This is a genomic window from Kitasatospora sp. NPDC059599 (genome assembly GCF_042735125.1).
Lineage (GTDB): Bacteria > Actinomycetota > Actinomycetes > Streptomycetales > Streptomycetaceae > Kitasatospora.
The window spans coordinates 16,558-30,828 of sequence record NZ_JBHWCL010000121.1; the positions used below are offsets into that span (position 1 = coordinate 16,558).

Below are 14,271 nucleotides of genomic sequence, written 5' to 3' on the forward strand. Positions count from 1 at the left end.
TAGTCATCGCGGGACGATCAATGGGCGCCCAGTCCGGTCAGCGAGCGGACCTCCAGTTCAGCGTACTTCGCCGGGTCGGGGCGTTCCTTGGACAGCAGGGTGCCGAGCCAGCCGGCCAGGAAGCCGACCGGGATGGAGACCAGGCCGGGGTTCTCCAGCGGGAACCAGTGGAAGTCGACGCCTTGGAAGAGGGAGTTCTTGCCCCCGGACAGCACCGGGGAGAAGATCACCAGCACGACCGAGGAGAGCAGGCCGGCGTAGACGGAGCTGACCGCGCCGGCGGTGGTGAAGCGCTTCCAGAACAGCGAGAAGAGCAGGGTCGGCAGGTTCGCCGAGGCCGCCACCGCGAAGGCCAGGGCCACCAGGGCGGCGGTGCTGAGCTTGCCCGCGTAGAGGCTGAGCACGATGGAGATCGCGCCGATCACCACGGCGGCCCACTTCGCCGAGAGCACTTCCTCCTTCTCGCTCGCCTTCCCGCGCCGGATCACGTTCGCGTACAGGTCGTGCGCGAAGGAGGCGGAGGAGGCGAGGGTGAGCCCGGCCACCACGGCGAGGATGGTGGCGAAGGCGACCGCCGAGATCACCGCGAGCATGACCGCCCCGCCGGTGGTGCCGGCCCCGCCGCCGAGCTGCTCGGCGAGCAGTGGCGCCGCGGTGTTGCCGGACGGCGTCTTGCCCTCGACGGCGACCATGCCACCGCGGCCGACCAGGGCGGCCGCGCCGAAGCCGAGTGCCAGGGTCATCAGGTAGAAGACGCCGATGATGCCGATCGCCCAGAGCACCGACTTCCGGGCGGCCTTGGCGGTGGGGACGGTGTAGAAGCGGACCAGGATGTGCGGCAGGCCGGCGGTACCGAGCACCAGGGCGATCCCCAGGCTGACGAAGTCGAGCTTGGAGGTGTTGCTGGCCCCGTACTTCAGTCCGGGTTCGAGGAAGGCCGCGCCCTTGCCGCTCGCGGAGGCGGCCGCGCCGAGTAGTTCCGAGGGGTTGAAGTGGTATTTGGCGAGCACCAGGACGGTCATCAGCGCGGCGCCGACGATCAGCAGCACCGCCTTGACGATCTGCACCCAGGTGGTGCCCTTCATGCCCCCTATCACCACGTAGATGATCATCAGTGCGCCGACCGCGAGGATGGTCCAGCGCTTGGCGCCGTCCCCGGTGACCCCCAGCAGCAGGGCCACCAGCGCCCCGGCGCCGACCATCTGGGCGAGCAGGTAGAAGATCGAGACGACGATGGTGGACACGCCGGCCGCGGTGCGCACCGGGCGCTGGCGCATCCGGAACGCGAGCACGTCCGCCATGGTGAAGCGGCCCGAGTTGCGCAGCGGCTCGGCGATCAGCAGCAGTGCGACCAGCCAGGCGACCAGGAAGCCGATCGAGTAGAGGAAGCCGTCGTAGCCGTTGAGCGCGATCAGCCCGGCGATGCCGAGGAAGGACGCCGCGGACATGTAGTCGCCGGAGATGGCCAGGCCGTTCTGGAATCCCGTGAAGCCGCGGCCTCCCGCGTAGAAGTCGGCGGCGCTCCGGTTCTGCCGCCCGGCCCAGACGGTGATGACCAGGGTGGCCAGCACGAAGGCCCCGAACAGGGTCATCGTCAGGCCGCGGTGCTCGGTGGCGGAGCTGGCGAGCAATGTCATTCGACGGACTCCCGGGGGGCGTGGACGACGGCTCCGTGGGCCTCGCGGATCGCGGTGGCGGCCGGGTCGATCCGCCGGTCCGCGTAACGGGCGTACCAGGCGGCGATCGCGAAGGTGGTGGCGAACTGCAGCAGTCCGAGCACCAGGGCGATGTTGACGTGCCCGAGGACCTTGGTGCTCATCAGGCCGGGGGCGTAGCACGAGAGCAGGACGTAGAGCAGGTACCAGAGCACGAAGCCGATGGTGACCGGGAAGGCGAAGCTCCGGAACGAGCGCCTCAGGGTACGGAACTCCTCGCTGTTCTCGATGAGTTGGACTTCCGTGGGGGTAGTGGTGATCGGCGGCGAATCCACTCTCTCTCCTCACTCATTCGGCGTAGCTGTCACACAGGGGGAACGATCGAGCGTGAGGGGCGTCACATTTCGCGGGCGCGCCGCGCAATGCTAGGAGCGTGGTGCCCGCCCCGAAAGGGGTTGACCGCGATCAGCCAGCCGTTCACCCCCTCGCACCATTCGAATGGCCGAAAACCACCACCCCCACCACTGCGGCCGGACCACCCCCGCCCCATGCGAAAGGGGCGGCACCGACCAGCGGTGCCGCCCCTTTTGACGATGCGTCAGAAAGCGATCCGGACCTTCAGCGCCGAGCGGTCGTCCATCGCGCGGTAGCCGTCCGGCACGTCGTCCAGGCCGACCGTGCGGTCGAAGACCAGGCCCGGCTCGATGGCCCCGGAGAGCACGTCCGGCAGCAGCTCCGGGATGTAGGCGCGGGCCGGCGCGACGCCGCCGTTCAGCGAAACGTTTCGGCCGAACATCTGACCGATGTCCACGCCGGCGCTGCCGCCGTGCGGCACCCCGACGTAACCCACCGCGCCGCCGTCCCTGGCGATCGAGATCGCCGTACGCATCGACTCCTCGGTGCCGACCGCCTCCAGCACCGCGTGCGCGCCCTGGCCACCGGTCAGCTCCTTCACCGCCTCCACGGCGGCGTCCCCGCGCTCGGCCACCACGTCCGTCGCCCCGAAGCGCCGGGCCAGCTCGGTCCGGGCGGTGTGCCGGCCCAGCGCGATGATCCGGCCCGCGCCCAGCCGGTGCGCCGCCAGGACGCCGCACAGGCCGACCGCGCCGTCACCGACCACCGCGACCGTCGACCCAGGCCGCACCCGCGCCGAGACCGCCGCGTGGTGCCCGGTCGACATCACGTCGGACAGCGCCAGCAGGCCGGGCAGCAACTTCTCGTCGCCCGCCGCCTCCTTGGGCAGCTTCACCAGGGTGCCGTCCGCGAACGGCACCCGCACCGCCTCGCCCTGGCCGCCGTCCGAGCCGACCTGCCCCCAGAACCCGCCGTGCGGGCAGGAGGTCTGCAGGCCTTCGCGACAGAAATCACACGTCCCGTCCGACCAGACGAACGGCGCCACCACCAGGTCGCCCTTGGCGAAGCCGCGCACCTCGGCGCCGGCCTCCTCGACCACGCCCAGGAACTCGTGCCCGATCCGCTGCCCGGCCACCCGCTGGGCCACCCCGCGGTAGGCCCACAGGTCGCTGCCGCAGATGCAGGCGTTGACCACACGGAGCACCACGTCCGTCGGGTGCTGGATCACCGGGTCCGGAACGTCCTCGATCCGGATGTCGTTGGGGCCGTGGATCACGGTGGCACGCATGCGCTGTTCCTTCGCTGAGAACGATCTCGACCAGGTGTACGACACCCCCGCCGACCACTCTATTCCGGCCGGTCGATCGGAACATTCCGGCCAGGCCCCTCCTCGCCGCCCCTTATCCTGTTGGACCATGCAACCGATCCAGCCCGCGCCGAGGACCGTCCCGGTCCCCGCCCAGCGCTCCGCCGCCCCCACCGAGGGCTTCGCGGTCGTCGACGTCGAGACCACCGGTCTCGGACGCTCCGACCGCGTCATCTCCGCGGGCGTCTACCAGCTGGACCCGGACGGCGAGGTCACCGACCACTGGTACACCCTGGTCAACCCCGAGCGGGACCCGGGCCCGGTCTGGATCCACGGCCTGACCTCCGAGCTGCTCTCGGGCGCCCCCACGTTCCCTGAGGTCGCCGACGAGTTCGCGGACCGGCTGCGCGGCCGGGTCCTGGTCGCGCACAACGCGCTCTTCGACTGGAACATGATCTCCCGCGAGTTCTCCCGGGCCGGCCTGCACGCCCCCGTCGAGCAGCGGATCTGCACCATGGTCCTCTCCCGCGACCTGCGGCTGCCGCTGCCCAACGGCAAGCTGGCCTCGCTCGCCGCCCACTTCGGCGTCCGGCAGCGCCACGCCCACAACGCCCTGGACGACGCCCGGGTGCTCGCCGAGGCCTTCCGCCCCAGCCTGCACCTCGCCCGCCTCGGCGGCGTCCCGCTGCCGCTGCAGAACTGCGTCGCGGTCACCGACCTCGGCGAGGACGAGCCCGCCGCCCCCGGCCGCGCCTCCTGGACCGGCTCCGGCTACCGCCAGGCCAAGAAGCGCCCGCCCTGCCCGTACCCCAACCCGGGGCGCTGGCAGGACGGCAAGCCCCTGGTCCAGGGCATGCGGGTGGCCTTCACCGGCGACACCTCCACCGAGCGCGAACTCCTGGAGGACCGCGCCGTCGAGGCCGGCCTGCACATCGCCACCTCCGTGAGCCGCCTCACCAGCCTGCTGGTCACCAACGAGCCGGACAGCTGGAGCGGCAAGGCCCGCAAGGCCCGCGAGGTCGGCACCCCGGTGGTCACCGAGGACGCCTTCCTCCAGTTGCTGCGCGAGGTCGCCCCGCACCCCGGTGCGTGAGCCCGTTGTGAGGTCGGCGTACCGTTCCCATGTGTACCGTTTTCTGCTGACCCGCCAGTGGCTGATCACCATGCTGATCGCGCTGCTGCTGATCCCCGCGACGATCAAGCTGGGCTTCTGGCAGCTGCACCGCCACGAGGCGCGGGTGGCCCGGAACGAGCTGATCGGCAAGGCCCTCACGGCGTCCCCGGTCCCCTTCGACACCCTGTCGCCGACCTCCGGCTTCACGGTCCCCAAGGACGTCACCTGGCGCGCCGTGACCGCCACCGGCCAGTACGACGTGGCGCACGAGTTCGTGGTCCGCAAGCGGACCGACTCCAGCGGAACCATCGGCTACTTCGTCGTGACCCCGCTGAAGCTCGCGGACGGCAAGGGCACCGTCCTGGTCAACCGCGGCTGGGTCGCCTCCGGCACGAGCGCCACCCAGTACCCGCCCGTCCAGGCCGCCCCCGCCGGCGAGGTCTCCCTCACCGGCCGCCTGCGCCCCGACGAGACGTACGGCGCCAGCGGCATCAAGGACCGCGCCGGTCTGCCCGACCGCCAGTTCAACCTGATCAACACCGAGGAGCAGTCCAAGGAGAGCGGCAACCCCCTCCTCGGCGGCTACCTCGAACTGGCCGCCACCACGCCGGACCCGGGCGACCAGCCGGAGCTGATCCCCGCGCCCGACCACTCCGACATCGGACCGCACATGGCCTACGCCATCCAGTGGTGGCTGTTCACGGCGATGATCCCGGTCGGCGTCTGGATCCTCGCCCGCCGTGAGGCCAAGGACCGCGCCAAGCAGGCCGCCGAACCCGAGACGGTCACCGAACCCGTCCCCGCCTAGGCCCGGCCCCGGCCCATCGCTAGAGCACGTCCTCCAGCTCCCGCAGCAACCGCGCCTTCGCCCGCGCGCCCACCACCGACCGCACCGGCTGCCCGCCCCGGAACACCATCAGCGTCGGCATCGACAGCACCCCGTACGCCGCCTGCGTCCGCGGGTTGCGGTCCACGTCGACGCTCACCACCCGCAGCCGGTGGGCCTCCTCCCGCGCCACGTCCGCCAGCACCGGCGCCATCATCCGGCACGGCGGGCACCAGTCGGCCGTGAAGTCCACCAGCACCGGCCCCTCGGCCGCCAGCACCTCCGCGGCGAACGTCTCGTCCGTCACCGCCGGCACACCCGCGATCTCCACCATCGTCTACTCCTCCGTCGTCCTCGTCAGTTCACACCGTGGTGGTTGCTCGGAGGCCGCGAGGTCGTCCCGCGCCCGGACCGCCCGCTCGAACTGCCCGGCCACCCGTGCCCGGGCCGCCTGCAGCCGCTCGATGCAGTCGTCCAGCTCCGCGAGCTTGCGCTCGTACACCTCCAGCGACGCCGGACACGAGTCCCCCTCGGGGTGGCCCGCCCGCAGGCACTCCACGAACGGCCGGGTCTCCTCCAGCCCGAATCCGAAGTCCTGCAGCGTCCGGATCTCCCGCAGCAGCCGCAGATCCCCCTCGTCGTACGCCCGGTACCCGTTGCCCGCCCGCCGGGCCGGCAACAACCCCAACTGCTCGTAGTACCGCAACGCCCGGGTGGTCGTCCCCGCCCGCTCCGCCAACTCCCCGATCCGCATGCCGAACCCGCTCCTCCCGCACAACCGGTACCGACCGTAAACCTTCCCCCGGACGTCAACGCCAGCCCCGCCGCCCGCCCTTCCGCGAGCCGGACCCCGGCTCCGGCGCCCCACCCCACCCGGCAAGATGTCCCCATGGATCTCGGACTGAAAGACCAGGCCTACATCGTCACCGGCGCCACCCGAGGCCTCGGCCTCGCCGCCGCCCGCGAACTCGCCGCCGACGGCGCCCGCGTCCTCGTCAGCGGCCGCACCCCGCAGGCCGTCGACCAGGCCGTGGCCGAACTCGGCGCCCTCGGCACCGCCCGGGGCGTGGTCGCCGACAACGCCTCCCCCGACACCCCCGAGCGCCTCATCGCCGAGGCCCGGCAGCACTTCGGCCGTCTCGACGGCATCCTGATCAGCGTCGGCGGCCCCCAGGCCGGCCCGGTCGAGACCACTCCCGAGGAGGCCTGGCGCAACGCCTTCGAGTCGGTCTTCCTCGGCGCCCTGCGCCTCGCCCGCGCGGCCGCCGCCGTGCTCCCCGCCGGCGGCGTGATCGGCTTCGTGCTCTCCAGCTCGGTCCGCCAGCCGATCCCCGGCCTGGGCATCTCCAACGGCCTGCGCCCCGGCCTGGCGATGGCCGCCAAGGCCCTCGCCGACGAACTCGGCCCCCGCGGCATCCGGGTGGTCGGCCTGCTCCCCGCCCGGATCGACACCGACCGGGTCCGCGAACTCGACTCCCTCGCCGCCGACCCGGACGCCGCCCGCGCCGCAGCCAGTGCCGGCATCCCGCTCGGCCGCTACGGCACCCCCGAGGAGTTCGGCAAGGTCGCTGCCTTCCTTCTCTCCCCCGCCGCTTCCTACCTGACCGGCCTGATGGTCCCGGTCGACGGCGGCGCCCTGCGCACCCTCTGATCCCTAGATCACCCTCGACTGCCTCCGCCGCCGCCGGGGCCACCGGTGCCGCGGCTCGGCGGGGGCGGCCTGCAGTACCCGGATCCGCAGGTCCGCGGGCAGCTCCGGCAGCCCCAGGCTGCCGCAGGCATCGGCCCGGGGCCCGTCCTCGAAGTGCTCCACCAGCGCGACCGGGTCGCCGCCGGGCGTCAACCGCACCGTGCCGCGCAACCGCGGGTGCCGCGGCGCCCGCACCAGCCGGACGCCCACCCGCTCGACCTCGGGCAGCACCACCGTCCCGGTCTCCATCGCCTCCTCCAACGCCCGTGCGCCGACCCGCAGCCGGAGCCCGCTCACCCCCGGGGTCGGCACCGCGATGCTCTGCAGCCCGGTGCGCCGCAGCTGCGCCACCAGCCACCACACCATCCCGGCCACCAGCACGACCAGCCCGCCGATCACCGTCGGCCACCACCACGTCGACGACACCCACCGCCCGCGCGAGCGCGCGCTCAGCACCGGCCGGCCCGGCGACGTCAGCGGCCACCACCCCGGCGGGTGCACCCCCGCCCACCGGTACAGGTCGAGCCCGCCCAGCAGCACCAGCACCCCCACACCCAGCAGCAGCACCCCCACCACCCCGAGCAGCACCCGGTTGACGACCACCCGCGTCACCCCGCCACCCCCGTTCCCGGCCCCGTTCCCGTGCCGTCCTCCTGCTCCGGGCCCTTCCCGTTCTCCGGGCGCTCGCCGTCCTCCGTGAGCTCGCCGTCCTCCGGGCCGTCCGCCGTCCCCGTCCCCGTGCCCGCGCCCGCCCCGCGTCGACCCGCCGTCCGCACGTCCAGCCGCAGCGGTCGCGCCAGTCCCACCCGGTCCAGTTCCTCCCGCAACTGCCGCTGCACCGACGCCGGGTCCGCCGCCCCGGTCAGCGACACGCGCACCCGCCGCCGCCCGACCCGGATCCGCAGGTGGTCGATCCCGGCCAGCCCGGCCGCCCGGTCCGTCAGCAGGTGACCGATCCCGGCCCGGTCGACGGCCGCGGCGGTCCCCCCGTACGGCCGGAGCACCAGCCACCTCCCCAGCCCGGGCGCGATCGCGAGCCACAGTAGGCAGCCGCCCAGCAGCGTCGCGACTCCGGCACCCACCAGCACCCACACGTCGTCGAGGTGCCGGGTCGCCAGCTCGTCCGCGATCTGCGTCCGCCACCTGCGTGCCGGCTGCCCCGCCCGCACCGCGATCACGTCGTACAGCAGCGCTCCCGCGGCCACCAGCACCACCGTCGCCACCAGGGTCGCGGCCACCGTCCGCGGCGCCCGCAGCCGGTGCACCTTCCCCGGCGCGGCCCGGCCGGACGCCTCGCCGGACTCGCCGCCGGGCTCCGCGTCGGCCGTCCCCGGCCCCCCGACGACCTCCGCACCCGCGTCGCCCGCGCCGCTCACGAGGCTCCCCCCGCCACCAGCTTCTCGACCACGACCACCACGTCCGACACCCTGGTCCCGGTCAGCCCCAGCACCCTCGCGGCGATCGCCCGCCGCATCGCCGCAGCCAGCCCCGCGACGTCCGACGGGAAGGGCAGCTCGACCTCGACCCGGACCGTCACCGTGCTGCCGGGCACCGCCACCGAGACCCGCGGCGGCGCGCCCCTCGCCCGCCCGGCGGGCCAGGCAACGGCCAGCACCTCCCGCACCGCCTGGGCCGCGATCCGGGCGTAGACGCGGTCGGCGACCCGCAGCCGCCCCCGCCGGCCCGACGCCGGCACCGGGCCGGGGGCAGGAGCGGAGGCGGCGGAGGCGGTGGCCCCCATCAGCGGCGCCGGTCGCGGCCGCGGAACAGGTCCCCGAGCTCGCCCAGCTCGATGTCGCCCTCCAGCAGGCGCCCGGCCACGAAGCCGACCAGCCCGAGCGCGGCCACCAGCAGGAACGCCGCGAACCCCCCGAAGTACCCGGCGAAGCCGAGGGCCATGCCCACCACCAGGCCGACGATGGCCAGGTTCATCCGCTACTCCCTCGTTCCTCGCGGCGTCGTGCCCCGCCGGGGCCGCCCGCTACTTGAGCTTGGTCCGCTGTCCCGGCGCCGCCGGTTCCTCTTCCTCCTCGAACTCCGGCTCGTCCGGGAGGTGGACGTCGTTGACCGCGATGTTGACCTCGACGACCTCCAGGCCGGTCATCCGCTCGACCGCGGCGATGATGTTCTCCCGCACCTGGCGGGCGAGTTCGGGGATGACCACGCCGTACTCGACCACCAGGGCGATGTCGATCGCGGTCTGCTTCTCACCGACCTCGGCCTTGATGCCACGCCCGATGCTCGACTTGCCGCCGGGCACCCGGTCCCGCATCGCGCCGAACGTCCGGGCGAGCCCGGAGCCCAGCGCGTGGATCCCGGAGACCTCCCGGGCCGCCATCCCGGCGATCTTCTCCACCACGCCGACGGCCAGCGCCGTGCGACCGCGGTCCTCGACCGGCTTCGGTCCGCCGGAGCCACCCGGCGGCGGGCCGGGCAGCGGGGTGCCGCCGGCGTTCTTGTGCAGGGTCGCGGGCGTCGGAGTGTCAGGCATGGGCGCTTCTCCCGTCGTACGGCTCCAGCTATATCGCAAACCTCCCCAACTCTGGCATTTCGCCACGTTCTGCGCCCGCCGAGCGGACGCCGCGGGACGCGGGCGGAGCACCCGGGAAGCACCGAAGGCCCGACTCCGGGGCGTTCCCCGGGGCCGGGCCTTCGATCGGAGCGGCGGCGTCAGTCCCCGATGCCGGCGAGCTCCCGCAGCCGACGGGCCTGCGCCACCCGTTCGGCCGAGCGCTGCTCCTCGAAGGTGCGCCCGGCGGACCCTTGCAGCAGGGCCTTGGTCTCGATCACCGCGCCGCGCGGAGCGGCCAGCAGGGCCGCCGCGAGGTCCCGGGCGGCGGTGTCCAGCTCCGCACCCGGCACGGCCAGGTTGGCCAGACCGGTCGCCGCGGCCTCCTCGGCGCCGACCCAGCGGCCGGTCGCGCAGATCTCCAGTGCCCGGGCGTAGCCGACGAGTTCGGTGAGCGGCTTGGTGCCGGCCAGGTCCGGCACCAGGCCGAGCGAGGTCTCCTTCATCGCGAACTGGACGTCCTCCGCGACGACCCGCAGGTCGCAGCCGAGCGCGAGCTGGAAGCCCGCGCCGACGGCGTGGCCCTGGACGGCGGCGATGGAGATCAGGTCGGGGCGGCGCCACCAGGTGAAGGCCTCCTGGTACGAGGCGATGGTGTCGTCCAGCTCCTTGTCGCTCGCGCCGGCGAGCTGCAGGAAGGTGGGTTCGCCCGGGATGCCATCGGCGGTGAACATGGCCCGGTCCAGTCCGGCCGAGAAGGAGACGCCCTCCGCGCGCAGCAGGACGACCCGGACGCTGCCGGGCAGGTCTCGACCGGCGTCGGTGAGGGCGCGCCAGAGCGCGGGCGACTGGGCGTTGCGCCGCTTGGGCTGACAGAGGGTGACGACGGCGAGTTCGCCCTCGATCTCCAGACGGACGCCGTCCCGCTCCCAGCTCGGGGCCTGCGGTTCGGTGGCGGGGGCGGTCATGCGGGGACCTCCGGTGGCGGGGGATGTGGCTACCGGAGAGTAACAAAACTGGGCGCAGGTGGGCAGGGGCCCGGCCCGGAAAGATCGCCGGGGCCCGCGCGAAGGGAGGGGGCGGGGGTGGGCGGCACCCCGGACATGACGATCGGCGGCCGGTCCACACGACCCGAGGGCGGACGCCCGGCTGTCGGTCAGCCGTCGTCTCCTCGGTCGGCGCCCTGCCGCCGCGTCATCCAGCCAATAGCTGACGAACCGTCAGGAACCGGCCCCGGCAGTCGCCTTGTTCTTGCCCCGCGTGGCACCGCCGCGGCCCCGGAGGATCACTCCGGACTCGCTCAGCATCCGGTGCACGAAGCCGTACGAACGACCGGTCTCCTCCGCGAGAGCGCGAATGCTCGCCCCGGAGTCGTACTTCTTCTTGAGATCGGCCGCGAGCTTCTCACGCGCGGCACCGGTCACCCGGCTGCCCTTTTTCAGAGTCTCGGCCACCCGTGCCTCCTCGTAGCGTTGCTCGGTCAGATTCCCATGATCACCCATCCACCGCGTCCTGGCCACCCATTCGACAAGGTCGATGTCGGAAATGCGTGGTCCGCCGGTGGTGATCCGAGCGCATCAGGGCGCTCACGCAGAGTGCACGCCCCCGGGCGGTTACCGCCGTTCGCCGTGAAAGGGCTGATCAGCAGCGTCGGCCCGACCACGATCGAGTGGCGGGCCGACGGGAAGTCCTTAAACGGAATCCGGGTCTACTTCATTCCCGGACACGCCGTAAGGACTAGTTTTTCTGGTCCGAAAAGCGGAGGCTGCGTCTACTTCCGGTCAGGCCAGCGAGACCAGATCGGCGTACGCCGGGCTCCAGAGGTCCTCCACGCCGTCCGGCAGCAGGATGATCCGCTCCGGCTGGAGCGCGTCGACCGCGCCCTCGTCGTGGGTGACCAGCACGACCGCGCCGGAGAACTCGCGCAGCGCGCCCAGGATCTCCTCGCGGCTGGCCGGGTCGAGGTTGTTGGTGGGCTCGTCGAGCAGCAGCACGTTGGCGGAGGAGACCACCAGGGTGGCCAGCGCCAGACGGGTCTTCTCACCGCCGGAGAGCACCCCGGCCGGCTTGTCGACGTCGTCGCCGGAGAACAGGAAGGAACCCAGGATCTTGCGGATCTGCACCAGGTCGGTGTCCGGCGCGGCCGACCGCATGTTCTCCAGGACGCTGCGCTCCGGGTCCAGGGTCTCGTGCTCCTGGGCGTAGTAGCCGATCTTCAGGCCGTGACCCGGGATGACCTCGCCGGTGTCCGGCTGCTCGACCCCGGCCAGCATCCGCAGCAGGGTGGTCTTGCCGGCGCCGTTCAGGCCCAGGATGACGACCCGGGAGCCGCGGTCGATCGCCAGGTCCACGCCGGTGAAGATCTCCAGCGAGCCGTAGGACTTGGAGAGGTCCGCCGCGGTCAGCGGGGTCTTGCCGCAGGCCGCCGGCTCCGGGAAGCGCAGCTTGGCGACCTTGTCGCTCTGGCGCACCTGGTCCAGCCCGGAGAGCAGCTTCTCGGCGCGGCGGGCCATGTTCTGCGCGGCCACCGTCTTGGTCGCCTTGGCGCGCATCTTGTCGGCCTGCGCGTTCAGCGTCGCGGCCTTCTTCTCGGCGTTGGCCCGCTCACGCTTGCGGCGCTTCTCGTCGTCCTCGCGCTGCTGCTGGTACTGCTTCCAGCCCATGTTGTAGACGTCGATGGCGGACCGGTTCGCGTCCAGGTAGAAGACCTTGTTGACGACCGTCTCGACCAGGTCGACGTCGTGCGAGATGACGATGAAGCCGCCCTTGTACGTCTTCAGGAAGTCCCGCAGCCAGGCGATGGAGTCCGCGTCCAGGTGGTTGGTGGGCTCGTCGAGGAGCAGCACGTCGGAGTCCGAGAACAGGATCCGGGCCAGCTCGACGCGGCGCCGCTGACCACCGGAGAGGGTGTGCAGCGGCTGGCCGAGGATGCGGTCCGGCAGGCCCAGCGCGGCGGCGATGGTGGCGGCCTCGGCCTCGGCGGCGTACCCGCCCTTGGTGAGGAACTCGGTCTCCAGCCGGGCGTACTTCTTCATCGCGTTGTCGCGGGTGGCGCCCGTGCCGTTCGCCATCCGCTCCTCGTTCTCGCGCATCTTCCTCAGCACGGTGTCGAGGCCGCGGGCGGAGAGGATGCGGTCCTTGGCGAGGACGTCCAGGTCACCGGTGCGCGGGTCCTGCGGGAGGTAGCCGACCTCGCCGGAACGGGTGATGGTCCCGGCGGCGGGCATGCCCTCGCCGGCCAGCACCTTGGTGAGCGTGGTCTTGCCGGCGCCGTTGCGCCCGACCAGGCCGATCCGGTCACCGGCGGCGACCTTGAAGCTCGCGGACTCGATCAGGATCCGGGCACCGGCGCGCAGCTCGAGGGCGTTGGCGGAAATCATGGCTGGGAACTACTCCTGGGACGTGGGCGGGCGGCCGGACGGGCCGGGGCCCGGCGGGCGGAAAGGGCTTCATCGGCGGTCGGCACCACCTGGGGCGCCGCCGCCCGCTATTGCCCGGAGAAGATAGCCATGGCGGCAAGTCTACCGGGCCGTGCGGAACTCCCCCGGGCGCCTACCGCCCCGGGGTACCCGCCGACCCGACGACCCGTCGGGTCACGGCTGTTGCGCGACCGGCCCGTCGCCCGCCGGAGCCGGGGTGTCCGCGGCGGCCGGGCCGTCCGGAGCCGCCGGGGCGCCGGTCTCGGCCGGGGTGTCCTGGGGAGCGGCCGGGGTGTCGGTCGCGGCCGGCGTCACCGGGGCCGTGGGGGCCGGTGCCACCGCGGCGTCGGCGCCCTGCGGCGCCGCCGGGTCGACGCAGCCGCCCTGCGGACGGACGGCGGCGAAGGGCGCGACGGGGGCGCCGCAGGCCGTCTCGGGCGCGGCGACCTTGGTGTCGAAGACCTTGGGCGGCACGATCGGGCCGTCGGTGATCTCCACCCGGCTGCGGTCCAGCACCTTGACCGTCGCGGCCGGGCCGGTGCTCATCGCCCAGCCGTTGCTGTCCAGCCGGTAGCCGGTGATGCCGCCGGAGACGGCCTGCCCGCTGCTGTTGGTGCAGGTGCGCGGAATGAGCACGGCGTAGTCGGTGTGCACGGCGCGCAGCGGGTCGTAGGCGCAGCCGTTGGCCGGCTTGTCGTTGTAGCGCAGGTCGCCGTCGGCGTCGCGCAGTCCCATGGTCAGATTCGGCGTCATCAGGGCCAGCCAGGGCGAGCCGTCGCGCTGGACGGTGTGCAGCGCGGCCGCGGCCCGCTGCTTGGCGAGCTGCTTGCGCTGGGCGTCGGTCCGCTTGTCGGCGCCGGGCTCGCCGTCGCCGCGCAGCCAGTCCGCCAGGCCCGGCACCGCGCGGTGCCAGCGCACCTCGTGGTCGCCCGGGCGCACCGAGGTGACGATGCCGTCGTCCCAGACCACGATCGCGTTGTCCCCGGCCATCGCCAGGTAGAGCGCCTCGGCGCCCTCGCGGCGGTAGGACCAGGCCTGCTCGCCGGTCTGCTTGTGGAAGGCCTCCAGGCCGGGGCCCACCCGCAGGTCCAGGTCGGCGGCGCTGAGCGACTCGGAGTTCACCGGCGTCGCCTCGGCGTCCCCCGGTCCCGCCACCCGGTCGCCGAACGGCACCGGCTTGTTCGCGTGGGCCGCAGCTCCGGCCGCAAGGACCAGCATCACCGCCAGGGCAGGCAGGATCGAGCGGGGGGTCAGTACACGCAGCGGCTTCCGGGACACCGCCGGAGCGTACCTTTCGCCGGGCACGCGAGTCAGCCCGGTTACGGGTTGCGCCCGTGCCGCGAACGGCGCGTGGGGCCCCGCGCCCCCCGCCCGCGCGCCCGCCCGCCGACCTGCGCC

General features: G+C 73.1%; 17 protein-coding genes. 3 read left to right on the plus strand and 14 right to left on the minus strand.

Annotated elements, in window-relative coordinates; all coding sequences use genetic code 11:
- Window positions 1–17: 17 nt before the first annotated feature.
- From ACFV04_RS32165 to ACFV04_RS32175, 3 genes are all read right to left on the minus strand, one after another.
- The gene (locus ACFV04_RS32165; RefSeq protein ID WP_380534320.1) at window positions 18–1,637 is read right to left on the minus strand and encodes a cation acetate symporter; all 1,620 of its coding nucleotides are present in this window, start codon (window positions 1,635–1,637) and stop codon (window positions 18–20) included.
- Window positions 1,634–1,990: a DUF485 domain-containing protein gene (locus ACFV04_RS32170; RefSeq protein ID WP_360265153.1), complete on the minus strand. Its 357-nt coding sequence runs from the start codon at window positions 1,988–1,990 to the stop codon at window positions 1,634–1,636. Before ACFV04_RS32170 ends, ACFV04_RS32165 begins: the two co-directional genes overlap by 4 nt.
- Window positions 1,991–2,253: 263 nt before the next feature.
- The gene (locus ACFV04_RS32175) at window positions 2,254–3,297 is read right to left on the minus strand and encodes a zinc-dependent alcohol dehydrogenase family protein (protein ID WP_360265150.1); all 1,044 of its coding nucleotides are present in this window, start codon (window positions 3,295–3,297) and stop codon (window positions 2,254–2,256) included.
- Between the two features lie 127 nt (window positions 3,298–3,424).
- On the opposite strand from ACFV04_RS32175, the gene ACFV04_RS32180 reads away from it, so the two are divergent.
- Window positions 3,425–4,408: a DEDDh family exonuclease gene (locus tag ACFV04_RS32180; protein WP_380342109.1), complete on the plus strand. Its 984-nt coding sequence runs from the start codon at window positions 3,425–3,427 to the stop codon at window positions 4,406–4,408.
- A gap of 31 nt (window positions 4,409–4,439) precedes the next feature.
- Window positions 4,440–5,237, plus strand: coding sequence for an SURF1 family protein (locus ACFV04_RS32185; protein WP_380534323.1), 798 nt, complete (start codon window positions 4,440–4,442; stop codon window positions 5,235–5,237).
- 19 nt (window positions 5,238–5,256) lie between these two features.
- Here the strand turns inward: ACFV04_RS32185 and trxA are convergent, their stop codons facing one another.
- Both trxA and ACFV04_RS32195 read right to left on the minus strand, forming a co-directional pair.
- On the minus strand, window positions 5,257–5,589 hold the full coding sequence (gene trxA, locus ACFV04_RS32190) for a thioredoxin (RefSeq protein ID WP_360265142.1): 333 nt from the start codon (window positions 5,587–5,589) through the stop codon (window positions 5,257–5,259).
- A gap of 3 nt (window positions 5,590–5,592) precedes the next feature.
- Window positions 5,593–6,009 carry a MerR family transcriptional regulator gene (locus tag ACFV04_RS32195; RefSeq protein WP_380534325.1) on the minus strand — a complete coding sequence of 139 codons (417 nt, stop codon included), beginning with the start codon at window positions 6,007–6,009 and terminating at the stop codon, window positions 5,593–5,595.
- Between the two features lie 135 nt (window positions 6,010–6,144).
- On the opposite strand from ACFV04_RS32195, the gene ACFV04_RS32200 reads away from it, so the two are divergent.
- Entirely contained in the window at window positions 6,145–6,906 is a 762-nt protein-coding gene (locus tag ACFV04_RS32200) for an SDR family oxidoreductase (RefSeq protein ID WP_380534327.1), read from the plus strand.
- A 3-nt stretch (window positions 6,907–6,909) separates the two neighbouring features.
- Here the strand turns inward: ACFV04_RS32200 and ACFV04_RS32205 are convergent, their stop codons facing one another.
- From ACFV04_RS32205 to ACFV04_RS32245, 9 genes are all read right to left on the minus strand, one after another.
- Entirely contained in the window at window positions 6,910–7,557 is a 648-nt protein-coding gene (locus tag ACFV04_RS32205) for an alkaline shock response membrane anchor protein AmaP (RefSeq protein ID WP_380534328.1), read from the minus strand.
- Window positions 7,554–8,321 carry a DUF6286 domain-containing protein gene (locus tag ACFV04_RS32210; RefSeq protein ID WP_380534330.1) on the minus strand — a complete coding sequence of 256 codons (768 nt, stop codon included), beginning with the start codon at window positions 8,319–8,321 and terminating at the stop codon, window positions 7,554–7,556. Before ACFV04_RS32210 ends, ACFV04_RS32205 begins: the two co-directional genes overlap by 4 nt.
- The gene (locus ACFV04_RS32215; protein WP_380534332.1) at window positions 8,318–8,686 is read right to left on the minus strand and encodes a hypothetical protein; all 369 of its coding nucleotides are present in this window, start codon (window positions 8,684–8,686) and stop codon (window positions 8,318–8,320) included. Before ACFV04_RS32215 ends, ACFV04_RS32210 begins: the two co-directional genes overlap by 4 nt.
- On the minus strand, window positions 8,686–8,877 hold the full coding sequence (locus ACFV04_RS32220; RefSeq protein WP_360265126.1) for a hypothetical protein: 192 nt from the start codon (window positions 8,875–8,877) through the stop codon (window positions 8,686–8,688). The genes ACFV04_RS32215 and ACFV04_RS32220 overlap by 1 nt, the downstream gene beginning before the upstream one ends.
- A gap of 49 nt (window positions 8,878–8,926) precedes the next feature.
- Window positions 8,927–9,436: an Asp23/Gls24 family envelope stress response protein gene (locus ACFV04_RS32225; protein WP_360265123.1), complete on the minus strand. Its 510-nt coding sequence runs from the start codon at window positions 9,434–9,436 to the stop codon at window positions 8,927–8,929.
- A gap of 179 nt (window positions 9,437–9,615) precedes the next feature.
- Complete coding sequence (locus ACFV04_RS32230; protein WP_380534334.1) at window positions 9,616–10,422, minus strand: enoyl-CoA hydratase/isomerase family protein; 807 nt, start codon at window positions 10,420–10,422, stop codon at window positions 9,616–9,618.
- A 252-nt stretch (window positions 10,423–10,674) separates the two neighbouring features.
- Window positions 10,675–10,908: a helix-turn-helix domain-containing protein gene (locus ACFV04_RS32235; RefSeq protein WP_030059940.1), complete on the minus strand. Its 234-nt coding sequence runs from the start codon at window positions 10,906–10,908 to the stop codon at window positions 10,675–10,677.
- A 327-nt stretch (window positions 10,909–11,235) separates the two neighbouring features.
- The gene (gene abc-f, locus ACFV04_RS32240; protein WP_380342088.1) at window positions 11,236–12,834 is read right to left on the minus strand and encodes a ribosomal protection-like ABC-F family protein; all 1,599 of its coding nucleotides are present in this window, start codon (window positions 12,832–12,834) and stop codon (window positions 11,236–11,238) included.
- Window positions 12,835–13,047: 213 nt separating this feature from the next.
- Window positions 13,048–14,151, minus strand: a complete 1,104-nt coding sequence (locus tag ACFV04_RS32245; protein ID WP_380342085.1) for a hypothetical protein — start codon at window positions 14,149–14,151, stop codon at window positions 13,048–13,050.
- Between the last annotated feature and the right edge of the window lie 120 nt (window positions 14,152–14,271).

Coding starts and splice junctions, on each gene's coding strand:
- ACFV04_RS32175 (WP_360265150.1), bottom strand. CDS start 3,297: ATGCGTGCCACCGTGATCCACGGCCCCAACGACATCCGGATCGAGGAC.
- ACFV04_RS32225 (WP_360265123.1), bottom strand. CDS start 9,436: ATGCCTGACACTCCGACGCCCGCGACCCTGCACAAGAACGCCGGCGGC.
- abc-f (WP_380342088.1), bottom strand. CDS start 12,834: ATGATTTCCGCCAACGCCCTCGAGCTGCGCGCCGGTGCCCGGATCCTG.
- ACFV04_RS32180 (WP_380342109.1), top strand. CDS start 3,425: ATGCAACCGATCCAGCCCGCGCCGAGGACCGTCCCGGTCCCCGCCCAG.
- ACFV04_RS32220 (WP_360265126.1), bottom strand. CDS start 8,877: ATGAACCTGGCCATCGTCGGCCTGGTGGTGGGCATGGCCCTCGGCTTC.
- ACFV04_RS32215 (WP_380534332.1), bottom strand. CDS start 8,686: ATGGGGGCCACCGCCTCCGCCGCCTCCGCTCCTGCCCCCGGCCCGGTG.
- ACFV04_RS32165 (WP_380534320.1), bottom strand. CDS start 1,637: ATGACATTGCTCGCCAGCTCCGCCACCGAGCACCGCGGCCTGACGATG.
- ACFV04_RS32230 (WP_380534334.1), bottom strand. CDS start 10,422: ATGACCGCCCCCGCCACCGAACCGCAGGCCCCGAGCTGGGAGCGGGAC.
- ACFV04_RS32200 (WP_380534327.1), top strand. CDS start 6,145: ATGGATCTCGGACTGAAAGACCAGGCCTACATCGTCACCGGCGCCACC.
- ACFV04_RS32195 (WP_380534325.1), bottom strand. CDS start 6,009: ATGCGGATCGGGGAGTTGGCGGAGCGGGCGGGGACGACCACCCGGGCG.
- trxA (WP_360265142.1), bottom strand. CDS start 5,589: ATGGTGGAGATCGCGGGTGTGCCGGCGGTGACGGACGAGACGTTCGCC.